Annotated in this window: 13 protein-coding genes; 7 read left to right on the forward strand and 6 right to left on the reverse strand. The window is 37.6% G+C overall.

Translation table 11 applies throughout. The features are described 5' to 3' along the window. The first annotated feature begins 20 nt into the window (after positions 1-20). Positions 21-443: a cell wall hydrolase gene (locus ACFX4E_RS19925; protein WP_016765947.1), complete on the forward strand. Its 423-nt coding sequence runs from the start codon at positions 21-23 to the stop codon at positions 441-443. Between the two features lie 26 nt (positions 444-469). Further along, a complete protein-coding gene (gene gerQ, locus ACFX4E_RS19930; protein WP_013059855.1) occupies positions 470-949 on the forward strand; it encodes a spore coat protein GerQ in 480 nt (159 codons plus the stop codon). A 24-nt stretch (positions 950-973) separates the two neighbouring features. On the opposite strand, the gene ACFX4E_RS19935 is transcribed toward gerQ, so the two are convergent. From ACFX4E_RS19935 to ACFX4E_RS19945, 3 genes are all read right to left on the reverse strand, one after another. After that, positions 974-1,345, reverse strand: a complete 372-nt coding sequence (locus ACFX4E_RS19935) for a DUF423 domain-containing protein (protein ID WP_013059856.1) — start codon at positions 1,343-1,345, stop codon at positions 974-976. A 15-nt stretch (positions 1,346-1,360) separates the two neighbouring features. Then, positions 1,361-1,678, reverse strand: coding sequence for a YwdI family protein (locus tag ACFX4E_RS19940; RefSeq protein WP_028409722.1), 318 nt, complete (start codon positions 1,676-1,678; stop codon positions 1,361-1,363). Positions 1,679-1,781: 103 nt separating this feature from the next. Continuing rightward, positions 1,782-2,456: a uracil-DNA glycosylase gene (locus ACFX4E_RS19945; RefSeq protein ID WP_028409723.1), complete on the reverse strand. Its 675-nt coding sequence runs from the start codon at positions 2,454-2,456 to the stop codon at positions 1,782-1,784. 177 nt (positions 2,457-2,633) lie between these two features. Here ACFX4E_RS19945 and ACFX4E_RS19950 point away from each other — a divergent pair, with 177 nt between their 5' ends. Together ACFX4E_RS19950 and zwf are read left to right on the forward strand one after the other, a co-directional pair. Further along, positions 2,634-3,080 (forward strand): staygreen family protein, encoded by a 447-nt coding sequence (locus tag ACFX4E_RS19950; RefSeq protein ID WP_060745884.1) that lies wholly within the window; start codon positions 2,634-2,636, stop codon positions 3,078-3,080. Between the two features lie 305 nt (positions 3,081-3,385). After that, complete coding sequence (gene zwf, locus ACFX4E_RS19955; protein ID WP_013059860.1) at positions 3,386-4,888, forward strand: glucose-6-phosphate dehydrogenase; 1,503 nt, start codon at positions 3,386-3,388, stop codon at positions 4,886-4,888. A gap of 42 nt (positions 4,889-4,930) precedes the next feature. Here zwf and gndA read toward each other — a convergent pair whose 3' ends face one another. After that, positions 4,931-6,343: an NADP-dependent phosphogluconate dehydrogenase gene (gndA, locus tag ACFX4E_RS19960; protein ID WP_028409726.1), complete on the reverse strand. Its 1,413-nt coding sequence runs from the start codon at positions 6,341-6,343 to the stop codon at positions 4,931-4,933. Between the two features lie 396 nt (positions 6,344-6,739). Between gndA and ACFX4E_RS19965 the strand changes: the two genes are divergently transcribed. Continuing rightward, entirely contained in the window at positions 6,740-7,975 is a 1,236-nt protein-coding gene (locus tag ACFX4E_RS19965; protein ID WP_028409727.1) for a PucR family transcriptional regulator, read from the forward strand. A gap of 252 nt (positions 7,976-8,227) precedes the next feature. After that, positions 8,228-9,361 carry an alanine dehydrogenase gene (gene ald / locus ACFX4E_RS19970; protein ID WP_013059863.1) on the forward strand — a complete coding sequence of 378 codons (1,134 nt, stop codon included), beginning with the start codon at positions 8,228-8,230 and terminating at the stop codon, positions 9,359-9,361. Between the two features lie 62 nt (positions 9,362-9,423). On the opposite strand, the gene ACFX4E_RS19975 is transcribed toward ald, so the two are convergent. Continuing rightward, entirely contained in the window at positions 9,424-10,113 is a 690-nt protein-coding gene (locus tag ACFX4E_RS19975; RefSeq protein WP_225049787.1) for a hypothetical protein, read from the reverse strand. 357 nt (positions 10,114-10,470) lie between these two features. Here ACFX4E_RS19975 and pdxK point away from each other — a divergent pair, with 357 nt between their 5' ends. After that, positions 10,471-11,295: a pyridoxine/pyridoxal/pyridoxamine kinase gene (gene pdxK, locus ACFX4E_RS19980; RefSeq protein WP_028409729.1), complete on the forward strand. Its 825-nt coding sequence runs from the start codon at positions 10,471-10,473 to the stop codon at positions 11,293-11,295. A 33-nt stretch (positions 11,296-11,328) separates the two neighbouring features. Here the strand turns inward: pdxK and ACFX4E_RS19985 are convergent, their stop codons facing one another. After that, entirely contained in the window at positions 11,329-12,198 is an 870-nt protein-coding gene (locus ACFX4E_RS19985; protein WP_014457719.1) for a Cof-type HAD-IIB family hydrolase, read from the reverse strand. Positions 12,199-12,244: the final 46 nt, after the last annotated feature.

The following is a 12,244-nucleotide window of genomic DNA, read 5'->3' on the forward strand; positions in this document are numbered from 1 at the left end:
CAAGTAAGCGAGGTGGGATAATGGCAGTCGTTGCACACAACGAAGAAGATGTTAAGCTCCTAGCCAGACTCATTCGAGCTGAAGCCGAAAGTGAAGGAAAACAAGGGATGTTACTGGTAGGAAATGTAGGCGTGAACCGCGCTAAAGCTCCCTGTTTAGATTTTAGAAATATAAGAACCATTCGTCAGATGGTGTTTCAAAACCCAGGCGGATTTGAAGCAACTCAAAAAGGCTACTTTTATCAGCGTGCTCGCCAGTCTGAAATTACACTTGCACGACGTGTATTAAGAGGGGAACGTTTTAACCCCGCGGAAAACTCACTGTGGTTTTTCAAGCCCAGCGGCGACTGTCCTGCTCAATGGTATAACCAAAATAACACAGGACGATTTAAATCTCACTGTTTCTTCGCACCAACTCAAGCTGATTGTCCAGGAGTTTACTAATTTCTTTTTGTTTGAAGGAGGTTCCTATGAAAAAACCAAAGTCTAATCAACCGCAACAGCAATATATGCAAAATCCGTATATGAGTCCAAACTACCCTTATTATATGCCTCAGCCGCAGCAGCCCCAGCCAGGCGGCCAGCAGGTTCAAGGGCAAAGTCAAGGAGGTCCGCCCCCTACCTCTTCTGGAGGCAGCGGTGCCCCGCAAGACCCGAATCAACTGCCCATTGAAGAATCATATATTGAAAATATTTTACGTTTGAATCGAGGAAAAATAGCGACTGTATATATGACGTTTGAAAATAACACGCAGTGGAACGCTAAGGTCTTTAGAGGGGAAATTGAAGCAGCCGGACGCGATCATATCATTTTAAGTGATCCACAAACTGGCACTCGTTATTTACTACTTATGGTTTATCTCGATTACATCACTTTTGAGGGTCCAATCAAATATAACTATCCGTTTAGCGGTGGAGGCCAGCAGTTGAGCAATTATTCTCCGCGTTAAAAAAACCCCTTTTCAGGGGTTTTTTTATAGCCATTTTACAGCTGCAACAACAATTAAAATCCAAGCCACAATAAATGCAACTCCACCTAGCGGCGTAATCGCGCCGAGAACTTTAATACCGGACGTACTTAATACGTAGAGACTGCCCGAAAATAGCACAATCCCCGCGAACATAATCCAGCCCGAAGCTGTTAACAAAGAAGATTGAGGAAATTTGCTTAATAGAAACGCAATGACAAACAGCCCCATTGCATGGAACATTTGGTACTGCACTCCCGTTTTCCATACCTCTAAATACTTCTCTGAGATTTTCCCTTCTAACCCATGCGCTCCAAAAGCACCAAGAGCAACCGCTAACATTGCATTGATTGCACCGATTATTAAAAATAGTTTCATGTTTTTCTCCTCACTTTAGAAATCAAACAGACTATCGCCGTTTGCATCATCTGATTTCAATTTCGTTCCTTCAAAATTAGGTTTGGATGACTGAATAATCTGTTGCTGCATAATCTCAGGCGATTGCACAATTTCCGGTGAAGACATTACAACAGGTTTTGAAACCGAGACAGGTTTCGATAGTGAAACCTCTCCATTTTGATCTAATGCAAGCTCACATAGTGCTTTTATGGCAACCAATTGATCTCGAACGTTCGCACTATTCGAATGGTGCTTTGCTTTTTGTACTTCTGCACTAATTTTATCAAGGAGCTGCGCCATTTTTATATCCATGTAGACACCTCATCTTACATTCAATATGACTTTATACAGCTATTTTATCAAAAGATGAAATAGGAGGCTATGTCTGAAGCTAATCTTCATGAAATGCTCACTTTTACACATCGTCAATTTGCCAATCAATAGATTGACGTCCTTGTTGAAGCAAAAACTCATTTGCTCGTTGAAAGTGATTATTGCCAAAAAAGCCTCGATTAGCCGAAAATGGGCTAGGGTGCGGGCTTTCCAAAATTAAATGGTGCGAATGATGAATAAGCTCTTTTTTAGCTTGTGCATGCTTGCCCCACAGCAAAAACACGACTGGCTCCTCTTTTTGTGCCACTAATTCAATAATGCGGTCCGTCAGCTGTTCCCACCCTTTTCCTTTGTGAGAATTCGCTTCTCCTCTTCTAACTGTTAAAACAGTGTTAAGCAAAAGAACACCTTGTTCTGCCCATTTGACTAAATAACCGTTATTCGGAATATGATAATCCATTTCATTTTTCAGCTCTTTGTAAATATTCACTAAAGAAGGCGGTGTTTTTACTCCTGGTTGAACAGAGAAGCTCAGTCCATGCGCTTGATTTGGTCCATGATAAGGATCTTGTCCCAATATGACGACTTTTACATTTTTATAATCCGTATAGTGTAAAGCATTAAAAATATCATATTTATCAGGGTAAATGGTGTGGTGATTATATTCATCCACTAAAAATTCTCGAAGCTGTATGTAATAGTCTTTTTGAAATTCTTCTTCTAATAAAGGAGCCCAGTCATTTTTTAAAATACTCATCGCTTATCACCTCATAATAATCTTTTTTGTTATTTTATCGTAAACTCTGCCTCCTGCTCAAACGTTGCCTGCTTTAAATATGCTGAGAGCCTGGGCATATTTTAATATTGTCATGTTCAATGAAACTTTGTATACACTTATAAAGAGTGTATTTTTATATTAAAGGAGGGATTCCATATGATCATTAGCAATCCCCACCAAATAGATGTAACCTACAGCCTGGGTGTTACACCCGTTGAACCGATGATACCAAGAAAATACACCGTTTTCCCAGGTCAACACACTTCTGTTCCTTCCATTCAAATCGGCATTGAATTTGCCTACGATCATATGCAAAAAGAGCGGAACGAATATTTAGCATCCTTCGTCTTTGATAAAGGCTTTTATTCCCTTACTGTGTATTATTACATCGGTGCGCATACATCAACAGATGAAACCATTACACGCTACCTTCACTTTTTAGAACAGCTCCCTGTTATTCTATCGTCCATCTATCACGCTGATGCTTCTTTTTTCGAAAAATATCCACTTTTAATGCACTGTCCTATTTTTATCATTGCCGATAGCCCTGACTTGCCATTTTTAACAAAAAAATCTATCGGTTCCCTGTATCAATATAAATAAATGAGAAAAGCTACTGTTAAAATAACGGTAGCTTTTTCTCCGTATTCGAAACAAAATACTTTTAAACTTGTTAAAAACATGGAATAATAACTACAAATTGTTTTAATCTATTTGCGTTAACCCTTTAAAATCGTTACAATTTATTAGTAGTTCTATACATAAAGGAAAAGGTAAACAAGCAATCATTCGTTTGTTTATAAAGGCCGAGTTTAACGGGCAATGAATCCCCAGATTTCATTTAAGTGTTGTCTGTTAAAGCGGAAAAAAATTGAACGTAACTACGACAAAGTGAGGTCCTAGAAGTAATGACAAATGTACAACCAAAATCCATTATCGTAATTTTTGGCGCTACAGGTGATTTAGCAAAACGTAAGTTATTCCCCTCTATTTTCCGCTTATATAAAGCGAACAAACTATCGGAAGATTTCGCTGTTGTTGGTGTCGCAAGAAGACCTTGGACTAATGACGAATTACGCGAAAATGTAAAAAAATCAGTGAGCAGTTTCAAAAACAGTGACGCTGACATTGAAAAGTTTGCTTCACATTTTTATTACCAACCGTTTGACGTAACAGATGTCGCTTCTTATCAAGAATTAAAAAGCCTAACAGAAAGCCTTGATGAGCAATACAACGTGCCTGGAAATCGTATTTTCTATCTAGCAATGGCACCTGAATTTTTCGGAACAATTGCTTCAAATTTAAAAAATGAAGGTTTAACACAAACAGACGGTTGGAGTCGCCTAGTCATTGAAAAGCCGTTTGGCCATGATTATCCTTCTGCTAAAGAACTAAATGAACAAATTCGCCATGCATTTAAGGAAGATCAAATTTATCGTATCGACCACTACCTCGGTAAAGAAATGGTGCAAAATATCGAAGTTATTCGATTTGCAAATGCTCTATTTGAACCAATGTGGAACAATCAATACATTTCAAACATCCAAATTACGTCTAGCGAGACGCTTGGTGTAGAAGACCGTGGCCGTTACTATGAGTCTTCAGGTGCCCTTCGAGACATGGTACAAAACCATATGCTTCAAATGGTGGCATTGCTTGCAATGGAACCGCCAATTAAATTAACACCGGAAGAAATTCGCAGTGAAAAAGTAAAAGTATTGCGTGCTCTTCGCTCTTTATCAGTAGATGAAGTAGATGATTATTTTGTACGAGGCCAATACGGCAAAGGTGTACTTGAAGGAGAAGAAGTGATCGGCTACCGCGAAGGAAATTCGGTTGATCCTGAGTCTAATACCGCTACATTTGTATCTGGTAAGCTTATGATTGATAACTTCAGATGGGCTGGCGTACCAATTTATATCCGTACAGGTAAACGCATGAAAGAAAAAGCAACGACAATTGTTGTACAGTTCAAAGACTTACCAATGAACCTGTACTTCAATAAAGATAAAGAAATTCATCCAAACTTGCTTGTCATTCATATCCAACCGGAAGAAGGTATTACGCTTCACTTAAACGCGCGTAAAACTCCGGGTGCAACATCGTCCACACCAATTAACTTGAACTATTGCAATAACTGTGGAGATAAAATGAATACACCGGAAGCTTATGAGCGCCTTATTTATGATTGCATGCTTGGAGATGCAACGAACTTTACTCACTGGGATGAAGTAGCCCTTTCTTGGAAGTTTGTTGATACCATTTCAGAAGCATGGGAAAGCACAAAAGCACAAAACTTCCCGAACTACGAGTCAGGTTCAATGGGGCCAAAAGAATCAGACGCATTGCTTGCTGAAGACGGTTTTCACTGGTGGCCAGTCGGAGAAGACAACTTCTCCCCTAAAGAATAAATAAAAAAAGCAGCTGTAGTATACAGCTGCTTTTCTTGTTTTTTATTTTAACCACTCAGTATGGAATACGCCCTCTTTATCAACACGTTGATATGTGTGAGCTCCGAAGTAGTCACGTTGCGCTTGTAAAAGGTTCGCTGGTAACGTTTCTGTACGGTAGCTGTCATAGTAAGCTAATGCACTTGAGAAACTTGGTACAGGAATACCTTGTTTAACCGCAATTGAAATAACTTCACGAAGAGCCGACTGATAGCCTTCTACGATATCCTTGAAGTATGGGTCTAATAATAAGTTTGTTAGATCTGCATCGCGATCGTAAGCTTCTTTAATTTTTTGTAAGAATTGTGCACGGATGATACAACCACCACGGAAGATCATTGCAATATCACCGTACTGTAAATTCCAGTCATATTCTTCAGAAGCTGCTTTCATTTGAGCAAACCCTTGCGCATATGAACAAATTTTACTCATGTACAATGCTTTACGAATTGCTTCTACTAATTCGGCTTTGTCACCTTCAAATGCAGCTGCATTTGGACCGCTCAATACTTTGCTTGCTTTTACACGTTCTTCTTTCATAGCTGAAATAAAGCGCGCAAATACAGATTCCGTAATGATTGGTAGTGGTACACCTAAATCAAGCGCACTTTGGCTTGTCCATTTACCTGTACCCTTTTGACCTGCAGTGTCTAAAATAACGTCTACAAGTGCTTTACCTGTTTCTTCATCTTTTTTCGTAAAGATATCCGCTGTGATTTCAATTAAGTAGCTATCTAGCTCGCCTTTATTCCATTCAGCAAATACTTCATGTAGTTCATCTGTTTCTAAACCTAATACGTTTTTCATAATGAAGTATGCTTCACAAATTAACTGCATATCCCCATACTCGATGCCGTTATGAACCATTTTTACGTAGTGACCTGCACCATTTGGTCCAATGTATGTGCAGCAATCATCGCCTTCAACTTTTGCTGAAATAGCTGTTAAGATTGGTTTTACAAGTTCATATGCTTCTTTTTGTCCGCCAGGCATGATTGAAGGTCCTTTTAATGCGCCTTCTTCTCCGCCGGATACGCCTGTACCGATGAAATGGATACCTAATTCTTCTAGCTCTTTGTTACGACGAATTGTATCCTGGAAGAATGTATTTCCGCCATCGATTAAAATGTCGCCTTTTTCTAAGTATGGTTTTAACGAATCAATTGTTGCATCTGTAGCAGCACCAGCTTTAACCATTAATAAAATTTTACGCGGTTTTTCAAGAGAATTAATAAACTCTTCCACACTGTATGTACCTGCAAAATTTTTACCTTCTGCTTCTGTTTTTAGGAACTCTTCTGTCTTTTCAGGAGAGCGGTTATAAACTGAAACAGAATAGCCTCTGCTCTCAATGTTTAGCGCCAAGTTTTTCCCCATAACCGCTAAACCGATAACACCGATTTGTTGTTTTGCCATGTTAAATTCTTCCCTTCATGTGTAATATGAATTGGTCAACCTAATCGTAACTGAACATATCATAAAGAAAGTTACAGATTCAAGTTTGATATAACCATAATCATACGTTTTATTATACACACTTGAAAAGAATCATGCTCACCGAACATTGATTATTTTGAAGAAAATTTCGATAAAATAAGTGAAATGAACGCAGTTACGAATCATACGTACATTCTTAACTACCTTTAGACGCATTTTAACATTTTCTTAAACAATTACTTTTGTTAAAATATTAAGCAGTTAATCATTTCAATGAATTGACAATCAACACGGTTGTTACCGTTTTACTATATTTATTGCAGCTAAAAAAGCTGCACTAGTACTTATTTTGTTTTATGAAGAGGGATTTTATATATGACGAAACCAATCAAAGATCCGTTCAAGGAAAATTTTGATACGCTTGAAGAATTCGCTGATCGCATTAGCGAAGTATTGAACTGTCCTATTACCATTGAAGATGCTAATCATCGCTTATTAGCTTATAGCACCCATGACGAAAGAACGGACCAGGCGCGTATTGCCACAATTATTGGAAGAAGAGTTCCGGAAAAAGTCATCAACAACTTATGGAAAGAAGGCATTATTCCTAAACTGCTTGAGACAAATGAACCTGTGCGTGTGAAAAATATAAATGAAATTGGGCTTGGAGATCGTATAGCTATTTCCATCTGGAAAAATGAAGAAGTTCTAGGATTCATCTGGGCTGTTGAAATTGAGAAAGCCTTAGGCGACGAAGAAGTAGAGCTATTAAAAAAAGCTGCGAATGTATTAAAAAATAAATTGCTACAGCTTCAAATTCGAAAATATAAACGAGAAGAACGTTCACAGGAATTTTTCTGGAAATTATTAACTGGTCACATTAAGTCTCGCCAAGAAATTTCAGAAGCGTTTTATGAAGCTCAAATTACAGCTCCATCAACGTTTTCCATTGCTATCTTCCGCTTCCAAGAAGATATTACGCCTGAAGCTGAACGTCAAATCTCGTATATGCTAAAAACGATGCATCGCTTAAAAATCGTTCTTTATACGATTGATTGCAATGACTTAATCTTACTGCTTTCTTTGGATGCGGTTGAAAACCCTCTTGATGAACAGCGAGATTTTGTAGACTATTTTAGAGGCAACATGTATGAACGCTTTGATGTTACTCAAATTAAAGCCAGCTGCAGCAGTATTTATTCATCGCACGATCATATCGAAAAAAGTTATAAAGAAGCCTTGAACGTATTAGATATGAAAAGTAAGTTTCCAGAAGAAACGAAAGAGATTATTAACTATCAGGAATTAGGTATTTATCAATTTCTTGATGTTATTTTAGAAAAGCGCGTGCAAGATCAATTTGAAAACCATTCTTTAAAGAAGCTAACTGATTACGATCTTCGTCATAATAGCAACTTGGTGGAGACTCTCGAAGTATTTTTAAATAATGATAATAACATTAACGAAGCAGCAAAAGAATTAAATGTGCATATGAATACCCTTAGCTATCGATTAAAGCGAATTTCAGAGATTGGTGATATTAACTTAAAGGACGTTAATCAAAAAATGACTCTTTATATTGATATTAAGTTAATGAAATATAAAAAATAACAAATAATGTGACTTTTTTTAACATCGAGCTATTCATTTATTTTCTAATAAACGAATAGCTCTTTTTTTCACTTTTTATTTCTTTATGATGTTAGATTACCTTACATAAAAATTAAAAATTCTGATAAGTAAGCGTTTACATTTGTGTGTTTAAACAAAAACCACTTCTTCGATTCTTCTTTCTAGACAAAGAAATTTCACAAAACTTTCTTTATACTAAAGGTACACAAACGACCAAGGGGGAAATTAATCATGATTATTGGCGTACCAAAAGAAATCAAAAACAACGAAAACCGAGTAGCGATTACACCAGCAGGCGTAGCATCATTTGTTGGTACAGGTCATCGTGTATTAATTGAAAATGAAGCGGGTATTGGAAGTAACTTCACAAACGAAGATTATGTAAAAGCTGGAGCTGAAATTGTTGAGACAGCAGCTGACGTTTGGGCACAAGCCGAAATGGTTATGAAAGTAAAAGAACCACTAGCAAGTGAATACGGCTATTTTAGACCAGGTCTTATCTTATTCACATACCTTCACTTAGCAGCTGAACCAGCACTAGCAAAAGCATTAAAAGATAGCGGCGTAACAGCCATTGCTTATGAAACAGTAGCAGTAAATCGTACATTGCCTCTATTAACGCCTATGAGCGAAGTAGCAGGACGTATGGCTGCTCAAATCGGTGCACAATTCCTTCAAAAATCAAACGGTGGAAAAGGAATTTTACTAGCGGGTGTTCCTGGAGTTAGCCGCGGAAAAGTAACGATTATCGGAGGCGGCGGTGTTGGTACAAATGCTGCAAAAATCGCAATCGGTCTCGGTGCTGATGTAACAATTATTGATTTAAGTCCTGAACGCTTACGTCAATTAGACGATATCTTTGGCAACCAAATCAATACGCTAGTGTCAAACCCTTATAATATTGCGGATGCAGTAGCGGAGTCAGATTTAGTGATTGGCGCAGTATTAATCCCAGGTGCAAAAGCTCCAAAACTAGTAACAGAAGAAATGGTGAAAACAATGAAGCCAGGTTCTGTTATTGTTGACGTAGCAATCGACCAAGGTGGTATTGTTGAAACAATCGACCACATTACAACACACGATCAGCCGACTTATGAAAAGCACGGCGTTGTACACTATGCAGTTGCAAACATGCCGGGAGCAGTTCCTCGCACATCAACGATTGCTCTAACAAATGTAACGGTACCTTACGCACTTCAAATTGCTTCTAAAGGTGTTCACAAAGCAATCGCTCAAAACGAAGCGTTAAAATTAGGAGTGAACGTTGCAAACGGAGCCATTACGTACGAAGCAGTTGCACATGATTTAGGTTATGATTATGTATCAGTAGACGTAGCTCTTGAAAAAGAATTAGCTTCTATCTAATAAAAAGTGAAAAACGTCCTTAACCCGCTGTTAAGGGCGTTTTTATTTTGCATGAACAACAATTAGCTATAAAAAACACGACTATTTAAAGCTTTGTGTATCTGTTCACTGGTAATCTCTGGTACTATTGGCCAGAATTCAGGAGTAGGAAACATAAGGTTACTAGGCGTTTTATTATGATTTCCATCTAGTTCATGAAAAGGTTCTGGATCATCCGTCTCGTTAAATCGATTCGTAATAAACATAAAATGACCCAATTCATGTGCGAGAAGATACTCATCTGTACTTGCATTTGTCATAATAATAAGCGGAAAAGAGTTATAAGTTACAGCGAGAGTAGATGAATAGTCAAAATTAACAGGCCCAAATCTATTTCCATTCATGTAAAATACATACACATCAGCATTTTGACAAACCTTTCGGCCAGTTTTAAGCATTGCTTGTACCATTGTAAGATGACTAGCCCCTCCAACTGGAAAATTTTCCGCATTACTAACAATGCCACTGATGTTTTCCAAAAAAACAACTGAACGTGTAATAGTAAATGTAACACCTTGGATTAATCGGTTTTTCTCATATTGTTTCCATATTTTATTAGCAGCCGCTATGTCTCTTTTTACACGATTGGGAACTATAGACTGATTATCTTTGGAGTTTCGATCAACTTTAGCTCCTGGTAATACAATTATACAAACATTTAAAGTGCCTGCCTTAACAGTTCTGAAGTGATCGTTTGTTAAATTTGAATTCATATAATAATCTTTGTGGTTTTTTTTGCGAGGTTGTGATTTATTGAAAGAATACGAATCGTCTTTATAACTGTCATGATTAGAATGTTTTTTTATGTGAACCACCCTTTCTTAAGTTTCTCTTTATTTTATTCATGAAAAGAAAGAGTGCTTGTACCATAAGGTAAAAGAGGCTAAGACAAAAGTATACACTTACGATTCATACAGTTTTTAGAAATTGAATATCTACATTAAAAGCGATAAAATATAAGAAAAAGTGAATGGAAGAAATTTATCTAAAACACATTGGGCAGCTAAAACCCGACCGGTGGAAGTTTTACTCTATTTTCTCTATGAACTTAAAATACGGGAGGATTTTTTATGACAATGAATAAAGCATTAACCATTGCTGGTTCTGACAGCAGCGGCGGAGCTGGCATTCAAGCGGATTTAAAAACATTCCAAGAACTTGGTGTTTACGGAATGACAGCTTTAACAACAATTGTAACAATGGATCCCGATAACAGCTGGTCTCATAACGTATTTCCACAAGAAGTTTCAACTGTTGAACAACAGTTAAAAACAATTGTAAAAGGCGTAGGCGTACAAGCTCTCAAAACAGGTATGCTTGGCTCAGTGGAAATTATTGAACTAGCGGCAAAAACAATTGAAGAATATGATCTAAAAAATGTCGTAGTAGATCCTGTGATGGTATGTAAAGGAGAAGACGAAGCGCTTCACCCTGAAACAACTGTCAGCTTGCGTGATGTACTAGTTCCAAAAGCAACAGTGGTAACGCCTAATTTATTTGAAGCTAGTCAATTAAGCGGACTTGGTCCTATCAAAACGGTCGATAAAATGAAAGAAGCGGCCGTGAAAATTTCTGAACTTGGTGCCGAATATGTATTGATTAAAGGCGGAAGTAAATTAGAGCACGAAAAAGCAATCGATTTACTTTATGATGGAAAGACGTTTGAAATCTTAGAGTCTGAACGTATTGAAACGACATTTACGCACGGTGCTGGATGCACATACTCAGCTGCGATTGCTGCTGAATTGGCAAAAGGCAGTGACGTTAAACAAGCTATTTATACAGCAAAAGAATTTATTACAGAAGCAATTCGTCATTCGTTTGCTTTAAATCAATACGTTGGACCAACAAATCACGGTGCGTACCGTCGTAAAAAAGAAAAGGTAACAAACTAAAAAGCATGCCTAAAGGCATGCTTTTTAGTTTGCTTATTGTTTAACTGTTTCAAGCGCATTTAAAATAGCTTGAGCTACGCCGTGCTCGTCATTTGTTCCTGTTACGATATGGGCAAACTCTTTAATTTCTTGAGGTGCATTTCCCATCGCTACAGCACGTCCAACTCTCTGAAACATTGATACATCATTATAATTATCTCCAATGGCCATCGTTTCTTCTAAAGAAATATGGCGTTCTTGAACAAATGATGTAACTGCAATTCCTTTTTGAGCATTTTCATCATTTATTTCAATATTTTCTTTACCAGATGCACTGACTGCAATCGAATCTAACTTCACAAGTTCTATTTTTGCCTGTTCTAACTTTTCTTCGTCAAAAGAGAAAGCAAGCAGCTTATAAATGTCCTTGTTTGGATCTTGAAACAACGCTTCATACTCTTCAATAAGCTTTACTCTGCCGCTATTGAAACGCTCTTTTGCCGCTTCTAACGATTTTTCATAATTATCTTTTAAGCTAGCGCTTAAATAAATATCCATTAATACCGACAAAGCTTTTTCATAGTCATTTGAATACGTGCCTTCACTTGTATAGACTTCAAAGTACAGCTGAAACTTCTTAAAAATATCCTCTACTTCGCGAATAGATTCCATCGTCATGCCTACTGAATATTGTTTTTCCCCTTGTGGATTCCGAAGCTCTGCTCCGTTTGCACAAATTAAATATGTATGAAGTCCTGCTTCTTCTAAAACATAGCGGGCCTCTTCATAAGAACGTCCCGTAGCAACAACAACTTCCACCCCTGCCTTTTGAGCTGTCTTAATCGCTTGGGCATTTTCTTTACTTACAACTTGTTCACTATTTACTAACGTTCCATCCATATCGATCGCAATACATTTAATCATGATGTACCCCTTCCTATGTATCTTTGCTCTCTTACTTTATTCTAGC

This window comes from Priestia sp. YIM B13491 (assembly GCF_042787605.1).
In the GTDB taxonomy this organism is placed as follows: Bacteria; Bacillota; Bacilli; order Bacillales; family Bacillaceae_H; genus Priestia; species Priestia megaterium_E.